This is a genomic window from Serratia sp. EWG9, assembly GCF_019913725.1.
GTDB classification, from domain to species: domain Bacteria; phylum Pseudomonadota; class Gammaproteobacteria; order Enterobacterales; family Enterobacteriaceae; genus Serratia; species Serratia ureilytica.
In genome coordinates, this window is record NZ_JADNRO010000002.1 from 425,374 (window position 1) to 451,809 (window position 26,436).

At 59.2% G+C, this 26,436-nt stretch carries 21 protein-coding genes and 1 riboswitch; of the genes, 15 read left to right on the forward strand and 6 right to left on the reverse strand.

The window, feature by feature from the left end:
- Positions 1 to 46: 46 nt before the first annotated feature.
- Positions 47 to 165, reverse strand: a riboswitch (TPP riboswitch).
- A gap of 37 nt (positions 166 to 202) precedes the next feature.
- Positions 203 to 1,864 carry an HTH-type transcriptional regulator SgrR gene (gene sgrR / locus ITX55_RS07440; RefSeq protein WP_047025197.1) on the reverse strand — a complete coding sequence of 554 codons (1,662 nt, stop codon included), beginning with the start codon at positions 1,862 to 1,864 and terminating at the stop codon, positions 203 to 205.
- Between the two features lie 90 nt (positions 1,865 to 1,954).
- Between sgrR and sgrT the strand changes: the two genes are divergently transcribed.
- The 3 genes from sgrT (at position 1,955) to ITX55_RS07455 (ending at position 5,098) form a co-directional block, all read left to right on the forward strand.
- Positions 1,955 to 2,128 (forward strand): glucose uptake inhibitor SgrT, encoded by a 174-nt coding sequence (gene sgrT, locus ITX55_RS07445; RefSeq protein ID WP_071883530.1) that lies wholly within the window; start codon positions 1,955 to 1,957, stop codon positions 2,126 to 2,128.
- A gap of 156 nt (positions 2,129 to 2,284) precedes the next feature.
- Positions 2,285 to 3,481, forward strand: a complete 1,197-nt coding sequence (locus ITX55_RS07450) for a sugar efflux transporter (protein WP_033641845.1) — start codon at positions 2,285 to 2,287, stop codon at positions 3,479 to 3,481.
- 144 nt (positions 3,482 to 3,625) lie between these two features.
- Positions 3,626 to 5,098, forward strand: coding sequence for a DASS family sodium-coupled anion symporter (locus tag ITX55_RS07455; protein WP_047025198.1), 1,473 nt, complete (start codon positions 3,626 to 3,628; stop codon positions 5,096 to 5,098).
- A gap of 37 nt (positions 5,099 to 5,135) precedes the next feature.
- Here the strand turns inward: ITX55_RS07455 and leuD are convergent, their stop codons facing one another.
- From leuD to leuA, 4 genes are read right to left on the reverse strand one after another with little or no spacing between them, the layout of a single operon-like run.
- The gene (gene leuD / locus ITX55_RS07460; RefSeq protein WP_025159634.1) at positions 5,136 to 5,738 is read right to left on the reverse strand and encodes a 3-isopropylmalate dehydratase small subunit; all 603 of its coding nucleotides are present in this window, start codon (positions 5,736 to 5,738) and stop codon (positions 5,136 to 5,138) included.
- A 9-nt stretch (positions 5,739 to 5,747) separates the two neighbouring features.
- Positions 5,748 to 7,148 carry a 3-isopropylmalate dehydratase large subunit gene (leuC, locus tag ITX55_RS07465; protein ID WP_072626728.1) on the reverse strand — a complete coding sequence of 467 codons (1,401 nt, stop codon included), beginning with the start codon at positions 7,146 to 7,148 and terminating at the stop codon, positions 5,748 to 5,750.
- Between the two features lies 1 nt (position 7,149).
- Complete coding sequence (gene leuB / locus ITX55_RS07470) at positions 7,150 to 8,241, reverse strand: 3-isopropylmalate dehydrogenase (protein WP_025159635.1); 1,092 nt, start codon at positions 8,239 to 8,241, stop codon at positions 7,150 to 7,152.
- Between the two features lie 2 nt (positions 8,242 to 8,243).
- Complete coding sequence (gene leuA / locus ITX55_RS07475) at positions 8,244 to 9,818, reverse strand: 2-isopropylmalate synthase (protein WP_033641848.1); 1,575 nt, start codon at positions 9,816 to 9,818, stop codon at positions 8,244 to 8,246.
- Between the two features lie 872 nt (positions 9,819 to 10,690).
- On the opposite strand from leuA, the gene leuO reads away from it, so the two are divergent.
- The 5 genes from leuO (at position 10,691) to cra (ending at position 17,664) form a co-directional block, all read left to right on the forward strand.
- The gene (gene leuO, locus ITX55_RS07480) at positions 10,691 to 11,638 is read left to right on the forward strand and encodes a transcriptional regulator LeuO (RefSeq protein WP_033641849.1); all 948 of its coding nucleotides are present in this window, start codon (positions 10,691 to 10,693) and stop codon (positions 11,636 to 11,638) included.
- Between the two features lie 465 nt (positions 11,639 to 12,103).
- Positions 12,104 to 13,912 (forward strand): long-chain fatty acid--CoA ligase, encoded by a 1,809-nt coding sequence (locus ITX55_RS07485; RefSeq protein WP_033641850.1) that lies wholly within the window; start codon positions 12,104 to 12,106, stop codon positions 13,910 to 13,912.
- A 316-nt stretch (positions 13,913 to 14,228) separates the two neighbouring features.
- Positions 14,229 to 15,947, forward strand: coding sequence for an acetolactate synthase 3 large subunit (gene ilvI / locus ITX55_RS07490; RefSeq protein ID WP_046898121.1), 1,719 nt, complete (start codon positions 14,229 to 14,231; stop codon positions 15,945 to 15,947).
- 2 nt (positions 15,948 to 15,949) lie between these two features.
- Positions 15,950 to 16,441 (forward strand): acetolactate synthase small subunit, encoded by a 492-nt coding sequence (ilvN, locus tag ITX55_RS07495; RefSeq protein WP_004932806.1) that lies wholly within the window; start codon positions 15,950 to 15,952, stop codon positions 16,439 to 16,441.
- A 218-nt stretch (positions 16,442 to 16,659) separates the two neighbouring features.
- Positions 16,660 to 17,664, forward strand: coding sequence for a catabolite repressor/activator (gene cra / locus ITX55_RS07500; RefSeq protein ID WP_004932801.1), 1,005 nt, complete (start codon positions 16,660 to 16,662; stop codon positions 17,662 to 17,664).
- A 34-nt stretch (positions 17,665 to 17,698) separates the two neighbouring features.
- Here the strand turns inward: cra and ITX55_RS07505 are convergent, their stop codons facing one another.
- A complete protein-coding gene (locus tag ITX55_RS07505; protein WP_108680168.1) occupies positions 17,699 to 18,139 on the reverse strand; it encodes an L-alanine exporter AlaE in 441 nt (146 codons plus the stop codon).
- 863 nt (positions 18,140 to 19,002) lie between these two features.
- Between ITX55_RS07505 and mraZ the strand changes: the two genes are divergently transcribed.
- The 7 genes from mraZ to mraY are packed head-to-tail and all read left to right on the forward strand — an operon-like array spanning position 19,003 to position 26,436.
- Positions 19,003 to 19,461 carry a division/cell wall cluster transcriptional repressor MraZ gene (gene mraZ, locus ITX55_RS07510; protein WP_004932796.1) on the forward strand — a complete coding sequence of 153 codons (459 nt, stop codon included), beginning with the start codon at positions 19,003 to 19,005 and terminating at the stop codon, positions 19,459 to 19,461.
- A 2-nt stretch (positions 19,462 to 19,463) separates the two neighbouring features.
- Complete coding sequence (gene rsmH / locus ITX55_RS07515; protein WP_004932794.1) at positions 19,464 to 20,405, forward strand: 16S rRNA (cytosine(1402)-N(4))-methyltransferase RsmH; 942 nt, start codon at positions 19,464 to 19,466, stop codon at positions 20,403 to 20,405.
- Positions 20,402 to 20,722, forward strand: coding sequence for a cell division protein FtsL (gene ftsL, locus ITX55_RS07520; protein WP_033651674.1), 321 nt, complete (start codon positions 20,402 to 20,404; stop codon positions 20,720 to 20,722). Before rsmH ends, ftsL begins: the two co-directional genes overlap by 4 nt.
- Positions 20,723 to 20,764: 42 nt before the next feature.
- The gene (locus ITX55_RS07525) at positions 20,765 to 22,528 is read left to right on the forward strand and encodes a peptidoglycan glycosyltransferase FtsI (RefSeq protein WP_004932790.1); all 1,764 of its coding nucleotides are present in this window, start codon (positions 20,765 to 20,767) and stop codon (positions 22,526 to 22,528) included.
- Positions 22,515 to 24,002 carry a UDP-N-acetylmuramoyl-L-alanyl-D-glutamate--2,6-diaminopimelate ligase gene (gene murE, locus ITX55_RS07530; protein WP_182074305.1) on the forward strand — a complete coding sequence of 496 codons (1,488 nt, stop codon included), beginning with the start codon at positions 22,515 to 22,517 and terminating at the stop codon, positions 24,000 to 24,002. The genes ITX55_RS07525 and murE overlap by 14 nt, the downstream gene beginning before the upstream one ends.
- Positions 23,999 to 25,360 carry a UDP-N-acetylmuramoyl-tripeptide--D-alanyl-D-alanine ligase gene (gene murF, locus ITX55_RS07535; protein WP_108680170.1) on the forward strand — a complete coding sequence of 454 codons (1,362 nt, stop codon included), beginning with the start codon at positions 23,999 to 24,001 and terminating at the stop codon, positions 25,358 to 25,360. Before murE ends, murF begins: the two co-directional genes overlap by 4 nt.
- Positions 25,354 to 26,436 carry a phospho-N-acetylmuramoyl-pentapeptide-transferase gene (mraY, locus tag ITX55_RS07540; RefSeq protein ID WP_004932782.1) on the forward strand — a complete coding sequence of 361 codons (1,083 nt, stop codon included), beginning with the start codon at positions 25,354 to 25,356 and terminating at the stop codon, positions 26,434 to 26,436. Before murF ends, mraY begins: the two co-directional genes overlap by 7 nt.

The following is a 26,436-nucleotide window of genomic DNA, read 5'->3' on the forward strand; positions in this document are numbered from 1 at the left end:
GAAAAATAAGGGGGCAAGGGCATCTGAGGGGGCGAGGCGGCGTCGCCGGTTCGCTGGGCTCAAATCCCTCCGCCGGTATTGACCGGATCAGGTTCGACGGGTGTGCTCTCAGCGGAAAATCGGGCTTATCACGCGGCCCGGCTCTCCGCACCCCGTTGAGACGGCGCTATTGTAAAGATTAACCGACTTGGGCGAAAGGCGCTTATGCCTCCGGCGGGGCAAACCAGGCTGACTTGAAGTCGAACCAGCCGAGGGTGTTCATTCGCACGCCGCGCATGCTGCGCTGGCCGTGCAGCTGCAGCCAGTGGTGGAACAGCGGATGCAGTTGGTGATTGCTGACCAGGCGCTGGCAGAACTCCGCCAGCGGCAGACGGTTGGCGCGCCACAGCGCCGCATCCTGCGCCAGGTCCTCGCTCATGCAATGCTGCATCAGCGGCAGCTCGTACAGCGTGGCGAACAGCGAAAACTCCAGCGGCAGATAGAAGTTGGCGCTGCCGAGCCACAGATCGCTGCGCGCGTCGCCCTGGTGCCAGGTCGCGTAATCCACGCTTTGCACGATCAGGCGGATGCCGTGCTGCGCCAGCAGCGGCTCGATCGCCTGGCGGATGGCGTGGAACTCCGAATGCTCATTGAAGTGAGTCAGCGTCAGTTCGGTCAGCCCCGCCGGTTTGGGCTGCTGCGCCAGCGCGCGGTTGTGGTGCCAGCGCGGCAGCAGGCCGTACGCCGGCGACCAATAGCGCTGGTAGAGCGGCCCGGCGTGGCTCAGCAGCGAAATGGGGTTGATCAATTCGCACAGCCAGCTGCGCATGGCGGGATCGGCCGCCAAGGGAGAGCGCTGATCGAACAGCAGGAAGTAGCAGCCTTCTTCCAGCCGGCTTTCCAGCTCGCTGTTGCCGGTTTCATCGCCCTGCAGCTGTACGCCGGAGTGCACCAGTTCTTCGGAGAACTCCGGCAGCACCCAGATGTTGACCTCATCGATCAGCGCCCGGTAGCCGAAATAGTCGTCGAAGGCGTGGATCTTCATCTGGCTGGGAAGGTTGCGCACCACGCGGTAGGGGCCGGTGCCGATCGGATGGCGGGTGAAGTCCGGCAGATCGCGCCATTCGCGCGGCAGGATCATGGCGTGCACGCTGCCCAGCAGCCAGGGCAGCCAGTGGTCGGGGCTGTGCAGATGCACGTCGACAACGAACGGCGTCGGCGAGGTGACGCTTTCGATATGCGAGAACAGCGGTTGTGAGGTCAGACGCGAAAGCGAGCTGATGACGTCCGCCATCTCCAGCTCGCGGCCATGATGAAAATGGATCGCCGGGCGCAGGTAAAACCGCCAGTGTAGCGGCGTCAGCGCCTGCCAATGGTGGGACAGATCGGATTCGAGTTCCCCGTTTTCCTCATTTATGCGCGTCAGGCCGTTGAAGATCTGACGCGCCAAATGGGTCTCGGAACGCCGCAGCGCCGAGCCGGGCAGCAGGTTGTACAACTGCCGATAGTAGAGCACCCGCAGGATATGTTTCCCCTGACGGAAGCTGCGCCCCAGCTGCGACAGCAGCATTTGGCGCACCACGTTTTTGTCGCCCACCAGCTGCACCAACTGATCGATTCGATCCTGCTCCAGCAGCTCCTCGGCCCGCTGTTGCTGCAGCGCCAGGCCGGTGTAATGAAAGGTTAGCCGCGAACGCTTGCCGCGTCCCGACTCCGCCTGCCAGGTGAGCCAGCCCTCCCGCTGCATGGCGCTCAACAGGGAGCGCACGTGGCGCCGCGAGCAGCTCAGCGCCTCCGCCAGCGCCTGCAGCGTGGTGTCGGTGGTTTCACCGTGGCAGCGTTGCCACAGACGGATGAACTGCTGCTGCAATCTGGACGTGGACATAAACGAGGAACACTCCTGTCTCAACTCGTCAATTTTTCTTTCCCTATATTACGCCGATAATTTTCATCAATGAAAGGGGAGGGCGTAATCATGAAAGCTTTCTTATCCAAATCGTTCTATCAGCGCTATTTCAGCGCGGTGCGTCGGCAGCACGCCGACTGGCTGAGCGTGGTGCCCGAGCAGGCGCGGCTGGCAATATTGGCGCACCTGACGCAATGGGATATCAAAGAGATGAGCGACAAGCAGTATCGCGAGCACCTGTAAGGCGCTGCGGCATAAAAGTTTCTGAGTAATGGTGCTGTTTCACCAGCCAGTGGGTCGCCCCACTGGTTTTTTTATTTGCGGTTAGGGCGATAGACTTGCATTTTCCTCGCCGTGACCTAAGGTTTTTGCTTCTGCTTTGGGATCAGGGAAGAGGATATGGAACGCCTGAGACGGTTATCACTGCGCATCAACCCCATCTTTGCCGCCTTCCTGCTGATCGCTTTTCTCTCCGGCATCGCCGGCGCGTTGCTGACGCCGACGCTGAGCCTGTTTCTGACCACCGAAGTTAAGGTGCGGCCGCTGTGGGTCGGGTTGTTTTACACCGCCAACGCGGTGGCCGGCATCGTCGTCAGCTTCCTGCTGGCCAAACGTTCCGACACCCGCGGCGATCGGCGCAGGCTGATCCTGCTGTGCTGCCTGATGGCGGTCGGCAACTGCCTGCTGTTCGCTTTCAACCGCGACTACCTGACGCTGATCACCGCCGGGGTGTTGATGTCCGCCGTTGCCAACACCGCCATGCCGCAGATCTTCGCGCTGGCGCGGGAATACGCCGACAGCGAGGCGCGTGAAGTGGTGATGTTCAGTTCGGTGATGCGCGCCCAGCTTTCGCTGGCGTGGGTGATCGGCCCGCCGCTGTCGTTTGCGCTGGCGCTGAATTACGGCTTTACCGTGATGTTCCTGATCGCCGCCGCCACCTTCGCTATCTGCGTGCTGCTGGTCGGGTTCATGCTGCCTTCGGTGCCGCGCGCGGCGGACGGCGACGGGCTGCGGGACGGCGCTTCCGCGCCGATTGCGCCCGCCAGCGCCTGGCGCAATCGCGACGTGCGTCTGCTGTTTATCGCCTCGATGCTGATGTGGACCTGCAACACCATGTATATCATCGACATGCCGCTGTATATTACCGCCGATCTCGGCCTGCCTGAGGGGCTGGCCGGGGTGCTGATGGGCACCGCCGCCGGGCTGGAGATCCCGGCGATGCTGCTGGCCGGTTACTACGTCAAACGTTTCGGCAAGCGCAACATGATGCTGCTGGCGGTGGCGGCGGGCGTGCTGTTTTACCTCGGGCTGACGGTGCTGGCGACCAAGCCGACCCTGATCGCGTTGCAGCTGCTCAACGCGGTGTTTATCGGCATTGTCGCCGGTATCGGCATGCTCTATTTTCAAGATTTGATGCCGGGCCGACCGGGCGCCGCTACCACGCTGTTCACCAACAGCATCTCGACCGGGGTGATCCTGGCCGGGGTGCTGCAGGGCGCGCTGGTGGAGAACCTCGGTCATGGCTCGGTGTATTGGATGGCGGCGCTGCTGGCGCTGGCGGCGCTCTGGATGAGCGCCAAAGTGCGTGAAGTGTGAGGTCAAACGACGGCATTCTTGATGCAAGTCATTGAGAAGGCTGAAGCGGACGCCCAAGCTGAAGGCATATGGAGCGCGATCGTTGCGTCCACGCCCGTCTCGCTATTGAGATGCCGCCTTGTTGTTTAGAACAGTGGGAACGTTATGGATAAACTCACACCGCTCAAACCGCTTCCTTCCCTGTGCGCCCTTGCCGCCACGCTGATCATCTGGTTCCTCATTCCCGTGCCGGAGGGCGTTGCGCCCAACGCCTGGCAGCTGCTGGCGCTGTTTATCGGCACCATCATCGCCATCATCGGCAAGGCGATGCCGATCGGCGCGGTCTCGGTGATCGCCATCGCCCTGGTGGCGGTGACCGGCGTCACCAACCCCGGCAAGCCGGGCGCCGCGCTGGACGACGCGCTCAGCGGTTTTTCCAACCAGCTGATCTGGCTGATCGGCTTTTCTATCATGATCTCCCTCAGCCTGAACAAAACCGGGCTGGGCGCGCGCATCGGCTACTACTTTATCTCGCTGTTCGGTAAAAAAACGCTCGGCATCGCCTACGCATTGACGTTGGCGGAAACCACCCTGGCGCCGGTGACGCCGAGCAACACTGCGCGCGGCGGCGGCATCATTCACCCGATCATGAAATCGATCGCCGACAGCTTTGGTTCCAAACCCGAGCTCAATACCTCCGGCAAGATCGGCCGCTATCTGTCGCTGGTGAACTACAACATTAACCCGGTCACCTCGGCGATGTTTATCACCGCCACGGCGCCTAACCCGTTGATTGTCAGCCTGATCGCCAAAGGCACCCACGGCAGCTTCGAACTGTCTTGGTCGATGTGGGCGATCGCTGCCCTGGTGCCGGGGCTGTGTTCGCTGATCGTGATGCCGCTGGTCATTTATCTGCTGTACCCGCCGGAGGTGAAAAGCACCCCGGACGCGCCGCGTTTCGCCTGCGAAAAGCTGCAGTCGCTGGGGCCGGTGACGCTGCCGGAGAAAATTACTCTCGCGGTGTTCGCGCTGCTGTTGGTGCTGTGGGCCGGCATTCCGGCGATGATTTTCGGCCCGGCGCTGGCGGTCAATCCTACCACCGCGGCGCTGATCGGCCTGGCGGTGCTGCTGGCTACCGGGGTGCTGAGCTGGGAGGATGTGCTGAAGCATAAAGGGGCCTGGGATACCGTCGTGTGGTTCTCGGCGCTGGTGATGATGGCCAGTTTCCTCGGCAAACTGGGGCTGATCGGCTGGCTGTCGCAGACCGTCGGCAACGGCATCGACCATATGGGCATGAGCTGGGTGGGCGGCACGATCTTGCTGACCATCATTTATCTGTATTCTCACTATTTCTTCGCCAGCACCACCGCGCACGTAACGGCGATGTTCGCCGCCTTCTTTGCTGCCGGCATCGCGCTCGGCGCGCCGCCGGCGCTGCTGGGCCTGATCCTGGCGTTCTCTTCTTCGCTGATGATGTCGCTGACGCATTACGGGACCGGCACCGCGCCGATCATCTTTGGCTCCGGCTATGTGACGTTGGGGGAGTGGTGGAAAGCGGGATGGGTGATGAGCGTGGTTAACTTGCTGATCTGGATAGTGATCGGCGGCGCATGGTGGAAGCTGCTGGGGTACTGGTGAGGAAAAAATTCACCCGCCGGGCGGCGGGTGAAGGGGATTAATTCAGAAACGCCGGTTGCTGCGCTTCGTAGCGGGAGATGTCCGCTTCATGCTGCAGCGTCAGGCCGATGCTGTCCAGCCCGTTGATCATGCAGTGGCGGCGGAAGCTGTCTATTTCGAACGGATAGCTTTTGCCACCGGCGTTGACCGTCTGGTTCTCCAGATCCACCACGAACTCCGTACCTTCATTGGCGTCAACCAGTTTGAACAGCTCATCCACCTGCTGCTCGCTCAGCGTGACCGGCAACAGCTGGTTGTTAAACGAGTTGCCGTAGAAGATATCGGCGAAGCTCGGCGCGATCACCACTTTGAAACCGTAGTCGGTCAGCGCCCATGGGGCGTGTTCGCGCGAGGAGCCGCAGCCGAAGTTCTCCCGCGCCAACAGGATGCTGGCGCCTTTATAGCGCGGTTTGTTCAGCACGAACTCCGGGTTGGGTTGCTGGCCGGCATCGTCGAGGAAGCGCCAGTCGTTGAACAGGTGCTGGCCGAAACCGGTCCGGGTCACCTTCTGTAAGAACTGTTTGGGAATAATGGCGTCGGTGTCGACGTTGGCCGCATCCAAAGGCACCACTAAGCCGGTATGTTGAGTAAATTTAGCCACGTTAGCCCCTTAGTGAATATCACGGATGTCAGCGAAGTGACCGGCGACGGCGGCCGCGGCGGCCATTGCCGGGCTGACCAGGTGGGTGCGCCCACCGCGGCCCTGGCGCCCTTCGAAGTTACGGTTGCTGGTGGACGCGCAGCGCTCGCCCGGATTCAGACGGTCGTTGTTCATCGCCAGGCACATCGAGCAACCCGGCAAGCGCCATTCGAAACCGGCTTCAATAAAGATTTTGTCCAACCCTTCGGCTTCCGCCTGGGCCTTCACCGGGCCGGAGCCCGGCACCACGATGGCCTGCACGCCGTTGGCGACCTTGCGCCCCTTGGCGATCGCCGCCGCCGCGCGCAGATCTTCGATGCGCGAGTTGGTGCAGGAACCGATGAACACTTTGTCGATCGGCACTTCGGTCAATTTGATGCCCGGCTTCAAATCCATGTAGGCCAGCGCTTTCTCGGCGGAGGCGCGCTCAACCGGATCGTTAAACGATTCCGGCGCCGGGATCGCCTGATTGACGGCGATCACCTGGCCAGGGTTGGTGCCCCAGGTGACCTGCGGCGCGATCTCTTCGGCGTGCAGCGTCACCACGGTATCGAACTGGGCGTCAGCGTCGGACTTCAGCGTGCGCCAGTAAGCGACCGCCTGCTCCCAGTTTTCACCGGTCGGCGCGAACTGACGCCCCTTCAGGTAGGCGAAGGTAGTGTCGTCCGGCGCGACCAACCCTGCTTTGGCGCCCATTTCGATCGCCATGTTGCACAGGGTCATGCGGCCTTCCATGCTCAATGCCTCGATCGCCTTGCCGCAGAACTCCACCACGTGGCCGGTGCCGCCGGCGCTGCCGGTTTTGCCGATCACCGCCAGCACGATGTCTTTGGCGGTAATGCCCTCGGCGGCATCGCCGGTGACCTCAATCTTCATGGTTTTGGCTCGGCCCTGCTTCAGGGTCTGGGTCGCCAGCACGTGCTCCACTTCGGAGGTGCCGATGCCGAACGCCAGCGAGCCGAAGGCGCCGTGGGTCGCGGTGTGTGAATCGCCGCAGACGATGGTCATGCCCGGCAGCGTCATGCCTTGCTCCGGCCCGATCACGTGCACGATGCCCTGGAACGGGTGGTTCAGGTCATACAGCGAAACGCCGAATTCCGCGCAGTTCTTGATCAGCTCCTGCATCTGGATGCGCGCCATCTCGCCGCTGGCGTTGATGTCTTTGGTCTGGGTCGACACGTTGTGATCCATGGTGGCGAAGGTTTTGCCGGGCTGGCGCACCTTCCGGCCCATGGCGCGCAGGCCGTCGAACGCCTGCGGCGACGTGACTTCGTGCACCAGGTGACGGTCGATATACAGCAACGGCGTCTCGTTCGGCGCTTCGTGCACCACGTGGGCGTCGTACAATTTCTGGTATAAGGTCTTGGCCATGTTATGCCCCCTGAGCTACAAAGCGAGCGATGATGTCGCCCATTTCATCGGTGCTGACGGCTTTGCCGTCACCGGCCAGATCGGCGGTGCGGTAGCCCTGTTCCAACGCCTGGTTGATGGCGCGCTCTACGGCGTCGGCCGCTTCATCGGCGCCCAGGCTGTAACGCAGCAGCAGGGTGGCGGACAGGATCTGCGCAATCGGGTTGGCGATGCCTTTGCCGGCGATATCCGGCGCGGAACCGCCCGCCGGTTCGTACAGGCCGAAGCCTTGCTCGTTCAGGCTGGCGGACGGCAGCATGCCCATCGAGCCGGTAATCATCGCGCACTCGTCGGACAGGATGTCGCCGAACAGATTGGAACACAGCAGCACGTCGAACTGGGACGGATCCTTGATCAGCTGCATGGTGGCGTTGTCGATATACATGTGCGACAGCGACACGTCCGGGTAATCCTTGGCGACCTGATTGACCACTTCACGCCACAAGATGGAGCTTTGCAGCACGTTGGCCTTGTCGATCGACGTCACCTTGTGGCGGCGCTTGCGGGCGGATTCGAAGGCGATGCGCGCGATGCGTTCAATCTCGAAACGGTGATACACCTCGGTGTCGAAGGCGCGCTCCTGCATGCCCTGGCCTTCGCGGCCCTTCGGCTGGCCGAAATAGATGCCGCCGGTCAGTTCGCGCACGCACAGAATGTCGAAGCCGCGGGCGGCGATATCGGCGCGCAGCGGGCAGAACGCCTCCAACCCTTGATACAGGCGGGCCGGGCGCAGGTTGCTGAACAGTTTGAAGTGCTTGCGCAGCGGCAACAGCGCGCCGCGTTCCGGCTGCTCGGCCGGCGGCAGGTGTTCCCATTTCGGGCCGCCCACCGAACCGAACAGGATGGCGTCGGCCTGCTCGCAGCCGGCGACGGTCGCCGCCGGCAACGGGCTGCCGTGGCGATCGATGGCGATGCCGCCGACGTCGTACTCGGCGGTGGTGATGCGAATGTCAAAGCGTTGACGCACCGCGTCCAACACTTTGCGCGCCTGAGCCATTACTTCCGGGCCGATACCGTCTCCGGGCAAGACGGCAATGTGATAAGTCTTCGTCATGTTCACACCGTTTCCTGATTATTTTGATGTTTGTTTTGCTGCAGACGCTGTTTTTCTTTTTCTACCTGCTGTGAGCGCCAAATATTGTTCAACACGTGCACCATCGCCTTGGCGGAGGATTCGACGATGTCGGTCGCCAGACCCACGCCATGGAAACGACGGCCGTTATAAGAGACGACGATATCCACCTGGCCCAGCGCATCGCGCCCATGGCCTTTGGCGGTCAACTGGTACTTCACCAGTTCGATCGGGTAATCGGTGATGCGATTGATCGCCTGATAGACCGCATCGACCGGGCCGTTGCCGGTGGCGGCTTCGGCTTTCTCTTCGCCGCCGCAGATCAGTTTCACCGAGGCGGTGGCCATGATGCTGCTGCCGGACTGCACGCTGAAGTAACCCAGGCTGAAGTGTTCCGGTTCTTCCTGTTGTTTGTTGATGAAGGCCAGCGCCTCCAGGTCATAGTCGAACACCTGGCCTTTTTTGTCGGCCAGCTTCAGGAAGGCGGCGTACAGGGTATCCAGGTTGTAGTCCTGCTCCTGGTAGCCCATCTCTTCCATGCGGTGTTTCACCGCCGCGCGGCCGGAGCGGGAAGTCAGGTTCAACTGCACGTCTTTCAGGCCGATCGACTGCGGGGTCATGATTTCGTAGTTTTCGCGGTTCTTCAGCACGCCGTCCTGGTGAATGCCGGAGGAGTGGGCGAAGGCGTTGGCGCCGACGATCGCCTTGTTGGCCGGGATCGGCATGTTGCACAGCTGGCTGACGATCTGGCTGGTGCGGAAGATTTCCTGATGATTGATGTTGGTGTGCACGTTCATGATGTCCTGGCGCACCTTAATCGCCATGATCACCTCTTCCAGCGAACAGTTGCCGGCGCGCTCACCGATGCCGTTCAGGGTGCCTTCCACCTGACGGGCGCCGGCCTGGACCGCGGCAATGGAGTTGCCGACTGCCATGCCCAAATCGTCGTGGCAGTGTACGGAGATGATGGCTTTGTCGATGTTCGGCACGCGGTCATACAAGGTGGTGATGATGCCGCCGAACTGGTTTGGCGTGGTGTAGCCGACGGTGTCCGGAATATTGATGGTGGTGGCGCCGGCGTTGATGGCGGCTTCGACCACGCGGCACAGATTGTCGATCGGCGTGCGGCCGGCGTCTTCGCAGGAGAATTCCACGTCGTCGGTATAGTTGCGGGCGCGTTTGACCGAGCGTACTGCCATCTCCAACACTTCGTCGAACGAGCGCTTCAGCTTCGATTCGATGTGCAGGGTGGAGGTGGCCAGGAACACGTGGATACGGAACGCTTCAGCGACGCGCAACGCTTCGGCGGCCACGTCGATGTCTTTGTCCACGCAGCGGGCCAGGCCGCAGACGCGACTGTTCTTGATCTGGCGAGCGATGGTTTGCACCGATTCGAAATCGCCCGGCGAAGAGACCGGGAAGCCGACTTCCATCACGTCAACGCCCATTCTTTCCAGCGCCAGCGCAATCTGAATCTTCTCTTTTACGCTCAGGCTGGCCTGCAATGCCTGTTCGCCATCACGCAGCGTGGTATCGAAAATAATGACTTGTTGGCTCATCGGTGCATTCCTTATCGTGTTGATTTCACGCTAAGCGGGCAAAAAAAAACCCGCGCAGTAGCGCGGGTTTCTTATGGGTGATCGGCTGAGTCAGCTCCGAACTTCGTCCACAGGCATACCGCGCAAACAAGATGCGTTAAGTAGTAGGCCTAGTAGACGGTGAGTACGGATCATAATGGTTCAGCTTCTCTTAAATTGGGTGTCTGCCTAATTTGATACGTGATTGGCCTGGCGATGTCAACACCTGATTGAATGCGGGGACAATGCACCGGCTATGCGTCCCAACAGAGGATCATTCGGTAAAAATGCGGTGCTATAGAGAAAAAATGGGAGCAGTTTGCGTGCTGCTTAGCATAAACGAATCGAATATATACTGCGCTAATTGCTTCTGGATTTTGTTGGGTTAAGATTTGTGATGAAAAAATAAGGAGGATTAATCACGGGAGGAAACAAAATAATATTTTTAATACGAATGATTTAAATTGAATTCATATGATTAATTGATTGTTTTAGTCATAATATAACAAAATAATGCGATTTTACACAAAGCGATTGATGTTTTTAGATGGTTTGATTGCTTATGATGTGTTTTTATAGTTTGTCTCATACAGTGGGGTTACGTTGTTTAATTGTATTAATCATTGTTAATACCTAATTATTAGTACCACCCAGGTGGCATTCTTCCTGCTGACGGTAGAAGTGACTGATATGCATTCCATATACGACTTAAATCGTGTCGATAACACGAGGTTTTTTATCGGCTGATGACGGTAATGGCAGGATTTGTCGTGCAAAGATAAGACAATGCGGCGTTTCATTGTTTGTCGAGCATAAGGATTAGATTATCTACACAGGATTTAGTGGAGTGAAATATGGCTGAATATGATTCAGAAATCGCCATGGTTAAAGAGCCGGCGGACATCCATTTGCGCAGCGTCGATCTTAATTTGCTGACGGTGTTTGACGCCGTGATGCAAATGCAAAATATTACGCGAGCCGCTAATTCGTTAGGGATGTCGCAGCCGGCGGTGAGCAACGCGGTAGCGCGTCTGAAGGTGATGTTCAACGACGAGCTGTTCGTGCGCTGCGGGCGCGGGATCCAGCCCACCATGCGGGCCAGGCAGCTGTTCGGGCCGGTGCGGCAAGCGCTGCAGCTGGTGCAAAATGAGTTGCCGGGATCTGAGTTTGAGCCGCTGACCAGCACGCGAGCGTTCTCCCTGTCCCTGTGCAGCCCGCTCGATTTGCGTCTGGGCGCCGGGATAATCAATCACGTCAAACAGATAGCGCCGCAGCTTAACCTGCAAATAAAGTCATACATTAACAATAATATTGAACATCAATTACGTTATCAGGACGTCGAATTTGTCATCGGCTACAGCCGTTTCGAGTCGGCGGAGTTTCGCAGCCTGGCGATGTTCGACGACGAATTAGTGCTGGCGGTTGCGCAGGCGCACCCGCGAATAGGGGAGGAGGTGACGCCGGAACACATGTTGGCCGAACAGCATGCGGCGGTTTCCCTGGAAAGTTTTGGATCGTTCAGTAAACCTTTCTATTTAGAGGAGCCGATGCTGCGCGCCGTGACACAACAGTGCACGGATCTCTACAGCGTGTTGAATATGGTGTCGCAAACGGAAATGGTGGCGATTGCGCCCGCCTGGTTGGTGCGGCAACAGACGGAGGCGTTGAAAATAAAGGCGGTTCCTTTGTGCGCCAATCACAATAAAGCGACCTGCTATCTTTCCTGGCATGAATCCTCCGAACGGGATAAAGGGCACCAGTGGATGAAGTCCGTCCTGATTGAGGCGGGTAACCCAAAGTAAAGCGATAAAAAATGGGGATATATAAAGATAATATTCAACTGAGCGTTTTTTTCTCATGATAAAAACTAAGAACTATCTGGGTTTTTATTAAGATGTTTCTTGGTTTTGCGGCGATTAAATAACTTATTTTCAGGGTGAGTTGGTTCGTTTACCAAAAATAATTAATATAAATTAATATTCTGATTTTTACTTTACGACTGGTATTTTAAACTAACTCGATGCGGCGGCCCGGATGGGCCGCGTTTTATTGCCGCCAGCAAACCTTTTCCTTCCCGTTCTGTCCAACCCATGAAAGCGCGAAAGCCGGCCTGAGTTTTGGCTCACACTTCTACGCTGAAATCGCTTTTCCCCCTGCCTGAGAGTAGGTAGACTGCGCGGAAAAAAGTAAACACGTGTAAGCTGAGATGAGGGCCGTAAGGCGTCGTTCAGGCTTAACTGTATGATTCATTTCAGGCTTAGAGCACTATGATCACTAATCTGCTGCAATACCATTTGATCCATCGTATACAGCATCAAATCACCCACCGAGCCGATCGCACAGCTTTTCGCCAATGGTCGCCCAACGGCGAGTTTCAACTGACCTGGGAAGAGGCCGCCGTTCGCATCGATCGCATTGCCGCCGGGCTGTTGGCCCTGGGGGCCGAAGTGCAAGAGCGCATAGGCATTTTCGCCAATAACGGCATGGCCTGGTCGCTGGCCGATCTCGCGATTCTCCACCTGCGCGGCGTCAGCGTGCCGCTCTATTCCACCAATACGCCGGCGCAGGCGGCCTTCGTCATCAACGACGCCGACATTCGCATACTGTTCGTCGGCGAACAGGCGCAGTTGGACGCGGCCATCGCGCTGCGCGGCGTTTGCCCACAGCTGCGCCATATTATCGTGTTTGACCAAGATGCCGATCTGCGCGGCTGCGAGATAGCGCGACACCTGAGCGCCTTCGAGCATGCCGCCGATCCGGCGGCTTTTATCGCTCAACGTCGGCAGCGCATTGAAGAGTGCGACCTGCAGGACCTCTTCACCCTGATCTATACCTCGGGCACCACCGGCGAGCCGAAAGGGGTGATGCTGGATTACCGCAACCTGGCGGCGCAGCTCTACCTGCATGATGAGAGACTGACGGTTGGCGAAGAAGATGTGTCGCTCAGTTTCCTGCCGCTGTCGCATGTATTCGAGCGTGCCTGGAGCTTCTTTGTCATGCATTCCGGCGCGCAGAACGTCTTCCTGCCGAACACTGACTGGGTACGGGAAGCGATGGGGCAGGTCCGCCCGACGCTGATGTGCGCGGTACCGCGTTTCTACGAGAAGATTTTCAGCGCGGTGCATGAAAAAGTGGCGCGCGCGCCTTGGCTGCGCCGCGCGCTGTTCCACTGGGCGATCGTCTGCGGGGAGCGCAAGTTCCTTCAGGAGCGGGCCGGCAAACCGTTGGGTAAACTGTTCGAACTCTCTCATCGCTGGGCCGACAAGCTGGTATTGAGCAAGCTGCGCGGCATCCTCGGCGGCCGGGTGCGCTTCCTGCCGGCGGCGGGCGCCAAGCTGGATGACAATGTGATCCTGTTTTTCCAGGCGATGGGCGTCAACATCAAGTACGGCTATGGCATGACCGAAACCTGTGCGACCGTGTCCTGCTGGGAAGAAGGGCATTTCCGCTTTGGCTCTATCGGCAAACCGCTGCCGGAGGTCGAGGTGCGCATCGGTGAAGAAAATGAAATCCAGGTGCGCGGGCCGATCGTGATGCGCGGCTATTTCAACAAACCGTTGGAAACCGCCGCGACCTTTACCGCAGACGGCTGGCTGAAAACCGGCGACGCCGGGGCGATCGATGAAGAGGGCAATCTGTTCATCACCGAGCGCCTTAAGGATTTGATGAAAACCTCTGGCGGCAAATACATCGCGCCGCAGATGCTGGAAGGGACGCTGGCGCAGGACCGCTTTATCGAGCAGGTGGCGATCATCGCCGATGCGCGCAAGTTCGTTTCCGCGCTGATCGTGCCGTGCTTTGAGTCGCTGGAAGAGTACGCGAAGTCAGTCAACCTGAAGTATCAGGATCGCCTGGAGCTGCTGCGCAACGGTGAAATCCTCGAGATGTTCGAAAAGCGTCTGCGTGAGATGCAAAAGGAGCTGGCGCGCTTCGAGCAGGTGAAGAAGTTCACGCTGCTGCCGGCGGCCTTTTCCATGGAGCTGGGGGAGCTGACGCCAACGCTGAAGCTGCGCCGCAAAGTGATCCTGCAGCGCTATCAGCGTGAAATCGACTCCATGTACCAGGAACAGGGCTGAGGCCGCCGCCGAGCCGCGCGTTCGGCGAAAAAAACGGCATATTCTTCGCCTGATTTAGTTCTGTAATTTCCCCTCTGTTCGAAACAATGCCTAGCCTGACGCCCCTGGGGCTAGCGCATTGTTTTTATAAAGTCGCGATCTCCAGCCGCTTGGCAATAACCCCGCCGCCGTTAAGCCATTTTGCCGTTTGCCTGCCCCATATTCTGACGTTATGTTAATTCGATAGCGACAACCCATAAAAATTTAGGGGCATTGCCCCGCAGCAGGCGCTACGTTCCGGCGCCAGAGAAGAATAAGCAAGCCTGGAGGCAAACCCATGGAGATGTTGTCAGGAGCCGAGATGGTCGTCCGATCGTTGATCGATCAGGGCGTTAAACATGTATTCGGCTACCCCGGCGGGGCGGTGCTCGATATCTACGACGCCCTGCATACGGTCGGAGGGATCGATCATATTCTGGTGCGCCACGAGCAAGGTGCGGTGCACATGGCCGATGGTTACGCGCGCGCCACCGGCGAAGTGGGCGTGGTGCTGGTGACCTCCGGCCCCGGCGCCACCAACGCCATTACCGGTATCGCTACCGCTTATATGGACTCGATCCCGATGGTCGTCCTGTCGGGGCAGGTGCCCAGCTCGCTGATCGGCTACGACGCCTTCCAGGAGTGCGATATGGTGGGGATTTCTCGGCCGGTGGTGAAACACAGCTTCCTGGTAAAACGCACCGAAGATATCCCGGCGGTGTTGAAGAAGGCCTTTTACCTGGCCTCCAGCGGCCGCCCCGGCCCGGTGGTGATCGATCTGCCTAAAGACATCGTCGGCCCGGCGGTGCGGATGCCTTATGCCTATCCGCAGGACGTGAGCATGCGTTCTTACAACCCGACGGTGCAGGGCCACCGCGGGCAAATCAAACGCGCGCTGCAAACCATTCTGGCGGCCAAAAAGCCGGTTATGTACGTCGGCGGCGGCGCGATCAACGCCGGTTGCGAAGCCGAACTGTTGGCGTTGGCGGAGCAGCTGAACCTGCCGGTGACCAGCAGCCTGATGGGGTTGGGGGCCTTCCCCGGCACTCATCGCCAGAGCGTCGGCATGCTCGGCATGCACGGCACCTATGAAGCTAATAAAACCATGCACCATGCCGACGTGATCTTCGCCGTCGGCGTGCGTTTCGACGATCGTACGACCAACAATCTGGCCAAATACTGCCCGGACGCCACCGTGCTGCACATCGATATCGATCCGACCTCGATCTCCAAAACGGTGGACGCCGATATCCCGATCGTCGGCGATGCCAGGCAGGTGCTGGTGCAGATGCTGGAGCTGCTGGCGCAGGACGAGAAAGCGCAGGATCATGATGCGCTGCGCGATTGGTGGCAGTCTATCGAGCAGTGGCGCGCCCGCGACTGCCTGGGCTACGACAAAAACAGCGGCACCATCAAGCCGCAGGCGGTGATCGAAACTCTGCATCGCCTGACCAAAGGCGACGCCTATGTCACCTCGGACGTCGGCCAACATCAGATGTTCGCCGCACTCTATTATCCGTTCGACAAACCGCGCCGTTGGATCAACTCCGGCGGCCTCGGCACCATGGGCTTCGGCCTGCCGGCGGCATTGGGCGTCAAGCTGGCGCTGCCGGAGGAAACCGTGGTGTGCGTGACCGGCGACGGCAGCATTCAGATGAATATTCAGGAGCTGTCCACCGCGCTGCAATATAACCTGCCGGTGGTGGTGGTGAACCTCAACAACCGCTATCTGGGCATGGTCAAGCAGTGGCAGGACATGATTTATTCCGGCCGTCATTCGCAGTCTTACATGGATTCGCTGCCGGACTTCGTCAAGCTGGCCGAGGCTTACGGCCATGTCGGCATCGCCATCCGCACGCCGGATGAGCTGGAAAGCAAGCTGGCGCAGGCGCTGGCGGAAAAAGAGCGGCTGGTGTTCGTCGACGTGACCGTCGATGAAACCGAACATGTCTACCCGATGCAGATCCGCGGCGGAAGCATGGACGAAATGTGGCTTAGCAAAACGGAGAGGACCTGATCATGCGCCGTATTTTATCTGTCTTGCTGGAAAACGAATCCGGCGCCCTGTCGCGCGTGGTGGGGTTGTTCTCCCAGCGCGGTTACAACATCGAGAGCCTGACGGTGGCGCCGACCGACGATCCGACGCTGTCGCGCATGACTATCCAGACCGTCGGCGACGAGAAAGTGCTGGAGCAGATTGAGAAGCAGTTGCACAAGCTGGTGGACGTGTTGCGCGTCAGCGAGCTGGTGCAGGGCGCTCACGTTGAACGCGAGATCATGCTGGTGAAGCTGCAGGCCAGCGGCTACGGCCGTGAAGAGGTGAAACGCTGCGCCGATATTTTCCGCGGCCAGATCGTCGATGTGACGGCGACGCTGTATACAGTGCAGCTGGCCGGCACCAGCGACAAACTGGACGCCTTCCTGAGCGCGGTGCGTGAAGTGGCGGAGATTGTGGAAGTGGCGCGTTCCGGCGTGGTCGGCGTGTCGCGCGGCGACAAAATCATGCGCTGAGCGCGGTCTGGCGGCGAATAATCGGGGGCGCGGCGTGGCTGCGCCCTTTGTTTTTCGGCCTTTTTTGCCCGATTGCCGGCACCTTTCGGCAAAAGCGGTTGCTAGGTAGTGTTTTCTGCTGTTAGATCGCAGAGGCTGGATTGAATAACCGCACGGGATGCCATGGTTAATCCGAGCACAGCCTTCACTTCTATTTTCAGCGTCATTAAGGGGTTAATGTGAAACTGGATGAAATCGCGCGTCTCGCGGGCGTTTCGCGCACGACGGCCAGTTATGTCATCAACGGCAAGGCGAAGCAGTATCGTGTCAGCGATAAAACCGTCGAGAAAGTGATGGCCGTGGTCAGGGAGCATAACTATCACCCGAATGCCGTCGCGGCGGGGCTGCGCGCCGGGCGCACCCGTTCTATCGGCCTGGTGATCCCGGATCTGGAAAATACCAGCTATACCCGCATCGCCAACTACCTGGAGCGCCAGGCGCGCCAGCGGGGTTACCAATTGCTGATCGCCTGTTCCGAAGATCAGCCGGACAACGAAATGCGCTGCATTGAGCACCTGCTGCAGCGTCAGGTGGACGCCATCATCGTCTCCACCGCCTTGCCGCCGGAGCATCCTTTCTATCAACGCTGGGCCAACGATCCGCTGCCGATCATCGCGCTGGACCGCGCGCTGGATCGCGAGCATTTCATCAGCGTTGTGGGCGCCGACCAGGAAGACGCTTTTGCGTTGGCGCAGGAGCTGCGCACCTTCCCGGCGGAGTCGGTGCTGTACCTGGGCGCCTTGCCGGAGCTTTCGGTCAGCTTCCTGCGTGAGCAGGGCTTCCGCCAGGCCTGGCAAGAGGATCCCCGCCACGTCGATTACCTGTACGCCAACAGCTACGAACGCGAAGCCGCCGGCGCGCTGTTTGCCGAATGGTTGAAAACGCACCCGATGCCGCAGGCGCTGTTTACCACGTCGTTCTCTTTATTGCAGGGCGTGATGGACGTGACGCTGAAGCAACGCGGCCGCTTGCCGACCGATCTGGCGATCGCCACCTTCGGCGATCATGAACTGTTGGATTTCCTTGAGTGCCCGGTATTGGCGGTAGCGCAGCGCCATCGCGACGTGGCCGAGCGCGTGCTGGAACTGGTGTTGGCCAGCCTGGACGAACCGCGTAAACCCAAGCCGGGGCTGACGCGCATTCGCCGCAATCTGTTCCGCCGCGGCAGTCTCAGCCGCAAGTAGTTTGGCTGACAGGGGCCCGCGTTGGCGGGCTCCTTTAGACGTAACCTGCCACCCGAAACAGCCGCCGGCAGTACTCCAGGAAGTAACCATACACCACGCCCATCGCCATGGAGACCAGCGCATTGCTGGTTACCGCCGCCAGCATTTGTTGGCCGTCAGCGCCCACGCTCCATAAAATTGCAGCATAAACCGGCGACTGGAAGCTGACATAGGCCAGCAGATCGGCGAGATTGCGCAGTAGGAACTGGCCGTGCGGGCAACGGCGCGCCGTGCGGATAAACAGATCGCGATAGCGGCCATAAGGCCAGGCGATCAGAATGTTGACCGGGATCGACAACAGGCGTGAAGAGAGGGATTGCTTGAAGCTCATGCCGGAGATTAACACTTCAATCGCCATACCGGCGATAAAGCAGTACACCACCAGTGCAAACGTATCGGCAGCGGCGCTGCGCCAGTGTGCGGCGGGCGAAAGCATGTATCTCTCCTTTTGTGTTAATATGCTGTTAATTTTATAATTTGTGGTTGTTAATTCTGGTTTTTTGCTTTTTATATAGTTTACTGATCTGATTTGTGTTTTTTAACTAGGTTTATATTTTTATTTTTAACATTTGTTCGGTTTTTGTCCCGCAGGGCCGGGGCGCAGGAAGGGATGGAGAGATTAAAATCGGTGTTTTTAAATAAATCTATTAAAAACATGCTGTTGCGATTTTTTGTGTCCGCGGGGGGATTTTTCCGGCAAAAATTGTGGAAATAAAGGTGTAAGAAAATGAAACCATAATTGTAAACAGGTGTTTTGGGAATAATCTTACCAAATTGATTTAAATCGAAATTACTTCTGCTCGTAATATCCGAGCCATTTATTTTCGCCGTGCTCTCATCATGGCGGTGCAAATTGAAGTAAAATAGCGCGCAGTTTCACGGTGAATAACGATTGAGCGTTATTAACTCAAGGAGTTATAGCCTTATTCTGCGGTCGACTCGTCAGGCGCCGAGCCTTGGCGCGCGCGGGGCGGCAGCGGTTACAGCCCTGAGATTGCCGAGCTGAAAAATGAGACATGGCTTGCAGAAGGAAGTAATGAGTTAATTAATCGCCAGTTCGTCAGGTTTTTAATCAGATTCTTTCCGCCTAGAAAATTCTCTCCGTTTATCATGGTGTTAATTTTTAATCGTCGAATAATCAGAGTTTCTTTCGCGAGTCAGCTCCCAAAATGACCAGAGAAATATTGCCAAAGCGCTGGCGCTCTGGCTTGACAAGGTTTTCATACCCTCCGTAAACTCCATTGTGTGGGAATTTGTGGGGTAAAGTGGTGAAAACGGTCACTAAGGGGTAGCTCAGGAATGTTCCGTGGAGCGACGATGGTCAACCTCGACAGCAAAGGGCGGCTCGCCGTACCTACCCGATATCGGGAATTGCTCAACGAGGAATCGCAAGGCCAAATGGTCTGTACCATTGACCTCCATCAGCCCTGCCTGCTGCTTTATCCTTTGCCCGAATGGGAAATTATTGAACAAAAATTATCACGTCTGTCGAGCATGAATCCCGCCGAGCGCCGCGTTCAGCGCCTGCTGTTGGGACATGCCAGTGAGTGTCAGATGGATAGTGCCGGTCGTTTGCTGTTAGCCAGTACGCTGCGGCAACACGCCGGGCTCACGAAAGAAGTGATGCTGGTCGGTCAGTTCAACAAGTTTGAACTGTGGGATGAACAGACCTGGTATCAACAAGTCAAGGATGATATTGACGCTGAACAGTCGACTCAGGAACCGTTGTCTGAGCGGCTACAGGACTTGTCGCTATAAGCATGTTGGAAAACTATAAACACACCACCGTCCTGCTGGACGAAGCCGTCAACGGCCTCAATATCCGCAGCAACGGCATATATATCGACGGTACTTTTGGTCGCGGTGGCCATTCTCGTCTGATTCTGTCCCAACTGGGGCCGGAAGGGCGCTTGCTGGCAATTGACCGTGACCCTCAGGCGATTGCAGCCGCCAAATCTATTGAAGATCCTCGTTTTACCATCGTACACGGCCCATTTTCCGAGTTGTCGCACTATGTGCGGGAGCGCGAGCTGGTGGGCAAGATCGACGGCGTTCTGCTCGATCTGGGCGTTTCCTCGCCGCAGCTTGACGACGCGGAGCGCGGGTTCTCCTTTATGCGCGACGGCCCGCTGGACATGCGCATGGATCCGTCCACCGGCCTGTCTGCCGCAGAGTGGCTGATGAAGGCCGAAGCGGACGACATCGCCTGGGTGCTGAAAACCTTCGGCGAAGAGCGTTTCGCCAAGCGCATCGCGCGCGCCATCGTCGAAAGAAACCGCGTGGAGCCGATGACGCGCACCAAAGAGCTGGCGGATCTGATCGCCGATGCCAGCCCGTTCCGTGAAAAGCACAAGCATCCGGCGACGCGCAGCTTCCAGGCGATCCGCATTTATATCAACAGCGAGCTGGAAGAGATCGAGCGTGCGCTCGACGGCGCGCTGGAAGTGCTGGCCCCGCAGGGCCGTTTGTCGATCATCAGCTTCCATTCGCTGGAAGACCGCATCGTCAAACGCTTTATGCGACACCACAGCCGCGGCGCCCAGGTGCCGGCGGGCATTCCGTTGACCGAGGAGCAACTGCGCGGCATGGGCGGGCGAACGCTGAAAGCGCTGGGCAAAATGATGCCGTCGGAAGCGGAAGTGGCGGACAACCCGCGTGCGCGCAGCTCGGTGCTGCGCATTGCTGAGAGGATGCCCGCGTGATTGGCAACGAACGTCACGGCCTGGTCGGGGTGATTGGCGGCGATCTGCTGCGCAACGCCAAGATCCCCATGATTTTACTGATTGCGTCACTGGTCTCCGCGATTTTCGTGGTGACCACCGCGCACCGCACCCGCCTGCTGACCGCCGAACGCGAGCAGCTGGTTCTGGAGCGCGATGCGCTGGATATCGAGTGGCGCAACCTGATTTTAGAAGAGAACGCCCTCGGCGATCACAGCCGGGTTGAACGTATCGCGACAGAAAAACTGCAGATGCAACACGTTGATCCATCGCAGGAAAATATCATCGTTAAACAATGAATGGTTTAACCGGAATAATGACACGGAGTAGAAAGGAAACGCATGAAAGCAGCGCGCCCCGGTAAGTTGAGACGCCAGGAAGATCAGGCCAGCTTTGTCAGCTGGCGTTTTGCGTTGCTGTGCGGCTGCATTTTGCTGGCGATGGTTGGTCTGATGCTGCGCGTCGCGTACCTGCAGGTCATCAACCCCGATCGTCTGGTGAAAGAAGGCGACATGCGTTCGCTGCGCGTGCAGGAAGTGCCGACCGCGCGCGGCATGATCAGCGATCGCGCCGGCCGCCCGTTGGCGGTCAGCGTGCCGGTGAATGCGGTGTGGGCCGATCCGAAAGAGCTGAACGAACGCGGCGGCATCACGCTGGACAGCCGTTGGAAAGCGCTTTCCGATGCGCTCAACATCCCGCTGGACCAACTCTCCAACCGCATCAACGCCAACCCGAAAGGGCGCTTCGTTTATCTGGCGCGCCAGGTTAACCCGGCGATCGGCGATTACATCCACAAACTCAAGCTGCCGGGGATCTACCTGCGGCAGGAGTCGCGCCGTTACTACCCGGCGGGGCAGGTGACGTCGCACATCATCGGCGTGACCAACATCGACGGGCAAGGCATCGAAGGCGTCGAGAAGAGCTTCGATCGCTGGCTGACCGGGCAACCGGGCGAGAGAACGGTGCGCAAGGACCGCTTCGGCCGAGTGATTGAAGATATCTCCTCCGTCGATAGCCAGGCGGCGCATAACCTGGTGCTGAGCGTCGATGAGCGACTGCAGGCGCTGGTGTATCGCGAGCTGAACAACGCCGTGGCGTTCAACAAGGCCGAATCGGGCACTGCGGTGTTGATCGACGTGAACACCGGCGAAGTGCTGGCGATGGCCAACAGCCCGTCTTACAACCCGAACAACATGGCCGGTACGCCGAAAGAAACCATGCGTAACCGTGCTATCACCGATATTTTTGAACCCGGTTCAACCGTGAAGCCAATGGTGGTGATGACCGCGCTGCAAAACGGCGTGGTGAGAGAAAACAGCGTGCTGAACACCATCCCGTACCGCATTCAGGGCCACGAGATCAAAGACGTGGCGCGGTACTCGGAGCTGTCATTGACCGGGATCTTGCAGAAGTCGAGTAACGTCGGTGTTTCAAAGCTGGCGTTAGCGATGCCGTCCTCAGCGTTAGTAGATACTTACTCTCGTTTTGGGCTGGGAAAAGCGACCAATTTGGGGCTGGTCGGAGAAAGCAGTGGCATATACCCAAAAAAACAACGGTGGTCTGACATAGAGAGGGCCACCTTCTCTTTCGGCTACGGGCTGATGGTAACTCCGTTACAGTTGGCGCGAGTCTATGCAACGATCGGCAGTCTGGGCGTGTATCGCCCATTGTCGATCACCAAGGTTGACCCTCCGGTCGCCGGCGAACGCGTTTTCCCTGAACCTCTGGTGCGCACCGTGGTGCACATGATGGAAAGCGTGGCCTTGCCGGGCGGCGGCGGCGTGAAAGCCGCCATCAAGGGATACCGTATCGCCATCAAAACCGGTACCGCGAAAAAAGTGGGCCCGGACGGCAAATACGTCAACCGATACATCGCTTATACCGCCGGCGTCGCGCCGGCAAGTAACCCCCGTTTTGCCCTGGTGGTCGTCATCAACGACCCGCAGGGTGGGAAATACTATGGTGGCGCAATCTCCGCGCCGGTGTTCGGCGCCATCATGGGCGGCGTATTGCGCACCATGAACGTCGAGCCTGACGCGTTGCCTACCGGTGACAAAAGCGAATTAGTGATTAACAAGAAAGAGGGTTCAGGTGGCAGATCGTAATTTGCGCGACTTACTCGCCCCGTGGGTGCCGACGGCGCCCGGGCGCGCGCTGCGGGAAATGACATTAGACAGCCGTGTTGCGGCTGCCGGGGATCTGTTTGTCGCCGTGGTCGGCCATCAAACGGATGGACGCCGCTATATTCCGCAGGCCATCGCGCAGGGCGTCGCCGCCGTGATCGCCGAAGCTGACGGTCAGGCCGAAGACGGCACCATCGTTGAGATGCACGGCGTGCCGGTGATCTACCTGAGCCAACTGAACCAGCGCCTTTCCGCGCTGGCCGGGCGTTTTTACCATCAGCCGGGCGAGCGTCTGCGCCTGGTCGGCGTGACCGGCACCAACGGCAAAACCACCACCACGCAGTTGTTGGCGCAGTGGAGCCAACTGCTGGGCGAAACCAGCGCGGTGATGGGCACCGTCGGCAACGGTCTGCTGGGTCAGGTCTGCCCGACCGAGAATACCACCGGTTCTGCGGTGGATGTTCAACACGTATTAAACGACTTGGCGGAACAGGGCGCGACCTTCGCCGCGATGGAAGTCTCATCCCACGGTTTGGTGCAACACCGGGTGGCGGCGCTGCCGTTCGCTGCCGCGGTCTTCACCAACCTGAGCCGCGATCACCTGGATTACCACGGTGACATGGCCAATTACGAGGCGGCCAAATGGTCGCTGTTCGCCGCCCACAATGTGGGGCAGGCGATCATCAACGCCGACGATGAAGTCGGCCAGCGCTGGCTGAGCAAGCTGCCGGATGCGGTGGCGGTGACGATGCAGGGCAACCTGCAGCCGGGCTGCCACGGCCGCTGGCTGAAAACCACGGCGGTCGATTATCACGACAACGGCGCCACGGTTCGGTTCAGCTCCAGCTGGGGCGACGGCGAGATCGAAAGCCGCCTGATGGGCGCTTTCAACGTCAGCAATCTGCTGTTGGCATTGGCGACGCTGCTGTCGCTGGGCTACCCGCTGGAGGCGCTGGTGGAAACCGGCAACCGTCTGCAGCCGGTCTGCGGCCGCATGGAAGTGTTTAACGCGCCGGGCAAACCGACGGTCGTGGTGGATTACGCCCACACGCCGGATGCGCTGGAGAAAGCGCTGGAAGCGGCGCGCCTGCACTGCCAGGGGCAGCTGTGGTGCGTCTTCGGCTGCGGCGGCGATCGCGACAAGGGCAAGCGTCCGCTGATGGGCGGCATCGCCGAGCAGTTCGCCGATCGCGTGGTGATCACCGATGACAACCCGCGTACCGAAGAGCCGCGCGCGATTATCAACGATATCCTGACCGGATTACTGGATGCCGGGCAGGCGCTGGTGATCCACGGCCGCGCCGAAGCGGTGACCAGCGCCATCATGCAGGCGCAGGAGCAGGATGTGGTGTTGGTGGCGGGCAAAGGCCACGAAGATTATCAGCTGGTGGGCAACCGCCGCCTGGATTACTCCGACCGCACGACGGTCGCCCGACTGCTGGGGGTGCTGGCATGATCCCTGTCTCTCTTCAGACACTGGCTGAGGTATTGAGCGCTGAATCTATCGGCGCCGATTGCCAAATTGTCGAGGTGACGACAGACACCCGCAAGGTGACCGCCGGTTGCCTGTTTGTGGCGCTGAAAGGCGAGCGTTTCGACGCTCACGACTTTGCGGCGGATGCCGTAGCCGCAGGCGCCGGGGCGTTGCTGGTCAGTAAGCGCTTATTGGTGGACGTGCCGCAGCTGGTGGTGAAAGACACTCGTCTGGCGCTGGGGCAGCTTGGCGCCTGGGTGCGTCAGCAGGTGCCGGCGCGCGTGGTGGCGCTGACCGGCTCCTCGGGCAAGACATCGGTGAAAGAAATGACCGCCGCCATTCTGCGTGAATGCGGCGAAGTGCTGTATACCGCCGGCAACTTCAATAACGACATCGGCGTGCCGTTGACGCTGTTGCGTCTGGAGCCGCAGCATGATTTTGCCGTGATAGAGCTGGGCGCTAACCACATTGGCGAAATTGCTTACACCACCGCATTGACGCGTCCGCAGACCGCTTTGGTGAACAACCTGGCGGCGGCGCACCTGGAAGGCTTCGGCTCGCTGGCCGGCGTCGCCCAGGCGAAAGGTGAAATCTTTACCGGCCTGCCGGCCGACGGCGTGGCGATCATCAACGCCGATAACAACGACTGGCCGCACTGGCAGAGCATGCTGGGCGGCAAAACCGTCTGGCGCTTCTCGCCGCAGGCGGCCGAAGGCGTGGACTTCTTCGCGGACGACGTGCGGGTGAACGGCGCAGGCACGCAGTTCACGCTGCACAGCCCGTTCGGCACCGCCGAGATCGCGCTGCCGCTGCCGGGGCGCCACAACGTGGCCAACGCGCTGGCGGCCACGGCGCTGGCGATGTCGGTGGGCGCCACCCTCGAAGCGGTGCGTCAGGGGTTGAAACAACTGCAGGCGGTGCCGGGGCGTCTGTTCCCGGTGGCGCTGGCCGAAGGCAAGCTGCTGCTGGACGACAGCTATAACGCCAACGTCGGGTCGATGACCGCGGCGGCGCAGGTACTGGCGGAAATGCCGGGCTACCGCGTGATGGTGGTCGGCGACATGGCCGAGCTGGGCGCAGAAGCGGAAGAGTGCCACCGTCAGGTGGGTGAAGCCGCCCGTCTGGCCGGGGTCGACAAAGTGATCAGCGTCGGCGGGTTGAGCCGCGTGCTGAGCGAAGCCTCCGGCAACGGCGAACATTATCAGGACAAGACAGCAGTGATCGCGCGCGTGGCGGAATTACTGTCGGAACATGCGGTCATCACCGTGTTAATCAAAGGTTCACGTAGTGCCGCAATGGAGCAGGTAGTACGCGCGTTACAGGAGAAAGCACCATGTTAGTTTGGCTGGCCGAACATTTGGTCAAGTATTACTCAGGCTTCAACGTCTTTTCTTATCTGACGTTCCGAGCCATTGTCAGCCTGCTGACCGCGCTGTTCCTGTCGCTGTGGATGGGCCCGCGGGTGATCAAGCGTCTGCAAGAAATGTCCTTCGGTCAGGTGGTGCGCAACGACGGCCCCGAGTCGCACTTCAGCAAGCGCGGCACGCCGACCATGGGCGGCATCATGATCCTGACCTCCATCACCATTTCGGTGCTGATGTGGGCTTACCCGTCCAACCCGTATGTCTGGTGCGTGCTGTTTGTGCTGGTGGGTTACGGCATCGTCGGCTTCGTCGACGACTACCGCAAGGTGGTGCGTAAGGACACCAAAGGGCTGATCGCCCGCTGGAAGTATTTCTGGCAGTCGGTGATTGCGCTGATTGTCGCATTCGCCATGTACGCCGTAGGAAAAGACACGCCAGCCACCGAGCTGGTTGTGCCGTTCTTTAAGGACGTGATGCCGCAACTGGGCCTGCTGTACATCCTGCTGGCCTATTTCGTCATCGTCGGCACCAGCAACGCGGTCAACCTGACCGACGGCCTGGACGGCCTGGCGATCATGCCAACGGTATTCGTGGCGGCCGGCTTCGCGCTGGTGGCCTGGGCGACCGGTAACATGAACTTCGCCAACTACCTGCATATTCCGTATCTGCGTCATGCCGGTGAGTTGGTGATCGTCTGCACCGCCATCGTCGGCGCCGGCCTCGGCTTCCTGTGGTTCAACACCTACCCGGCGCAGGTGTTTATGGGCGACGTCGGTTCGTTGGCGCTGGGCGGCGCGCTGGGCACCATCGCGGTGCTGCTGCGTCAGGAATTCTTGTTGGTGATCATGGGCGGCGTATTCGTGGTAGAGACGCTGTCGGTGATCCTGCAGGTGGGATCGTTCAAGCTGCGCGGGCAACGCATTTTCCGCATGGCGCCGATTCACCACCACTATGAATTGAAAGGCTGGCCTGAGCCGCGCGTTATCGTGCGCTTCTGGATCATTTCGCTGATGCTGGTGCTGATTGGCCTGGCAACGCTGAAGGTGCGTTAA

What these genes read in the sequence shown, in the direction of transcription:
- ilvI (WP_046898121.1), top strand. Translation starts at nt 14,229, where the DNA reads ATGGAGATGTTGTCAGGAGCCGAGATGGTCGTCCGATCGTTGATCGAT.
- murF (WP_108680170.1), top strand. Translation starts at nt 23,999, where the DNA reads ATGATCCCTGTCTCTCTTCAGACACTGGCTGAGGTATTGAGCGCTGAA.
- ITX55_RS07485 (WP_033641850.1), top strand. Translation starts at nt 12,104, where the DNA reads ATGATCACTAATCTGCTGCAATACCATTTGATCCATCGTATACAGCAT.
- leuC (WP_072626728.1), bottom strand. Translation starts at nt 7,148, where the DNA reads ATGGCCAAGACCTTATACCAGAAATTGTACGACGCCCACGTGGTGCAC.
- ITX55_RS07450 (WP_033641845.1), top strand. Translation starts at nt 2,285, where the DNA reads ATGGAACGCCTGAGACGGTTATCACTGCGCATCAACCCCATCTTTGCC.
- leuB (WP_025159635.1), bottom strand. Translation starts at nt 8,241, where the DNA reads ATGACGAAGACTTATCACATTGCCGTCTTGCCCGGAGACGGTATCGGC.
- ITX55_RS07505 (WP_108680168.1), bottom strand. Translation starts at nt 18,139, where the DNA reads ATGCTTTCGCCCGCCGCACACTGGCGCAGCGCCGCTGCCGATACGTTT.
- mraZ (WP_004932796.1), top strand. Translation starts at nt 19,003, where the DNA reads ATGTTCCGTGGAGCGACGATGGTCAACCTCGACAGCAAAGGGCGGCTC.
- leuA (WP_033641848.1), bottom strand. Translation starts at nt 9,818, where the DNA reads ATGAGCCAACAAGTCATTATTTTCGATACCACGCTGCGTGATGGCGAA.
- mraY (WP_004932782.1), top strand. Translation starts at nt 25,354, where the DNA reads ATGTTAGTTTGGCTGGCCGAACATTTGGTCAAGTATTACTCAGGCTTC.
- ITX55_RS07525 (WP_004932790.1), top strand. Translation starts at nt 20,765, where the DNA reads ATGAAAGCAGCGCGCCCCGGTAAGTTGAGACGCCAGGAAGATCAGGCC.
- ilvN (WP_004932806.1), top strand. Translation starts at nt 15,950, where the DNA reads ATGCGCCGTATTTTATCTGTCTTGCTGGAAAACGAATCCGGCGCCCTG.
- rsmH (WP_004932794.1), top strand. Translation starts at nt 19,464, where the DNA reads ATGTTGGAAAACTATAAACACACCACCGTCCTGCTGGACGAAGCCGTC.
- leuO (WP_033641849.1), top strand. Translation starts at nt 10,691, where the DNA reads ATGGCTGAATATGATTCAGAAATCGCCATGGTTAAAGAGCCGGCGGAC.
- sgrR (WP_047025197.1), bottom strand. Translation starts at nt 1,864, where the DNA reads ATGTCCACGTCCAGATTGCAGCAGCAGTTCATCCGTCTGTGGCAACGC.
- sgrT (WP_071883530.1), top strand. Translation starts at nt 1,955, where the DNA reads ATGAAAGCTTTCTTATCCAAATCGTTCTATCAGCGCTATTTCAGCGCG.
- ITX55_RS07455 (WP_047025198.1), top strand. Translation starts at nt 3,626, where the DNA reads ATGGATAAACTCACACCGCTCAAACCGCTTCCTTCCCTGTGCGCCCTT.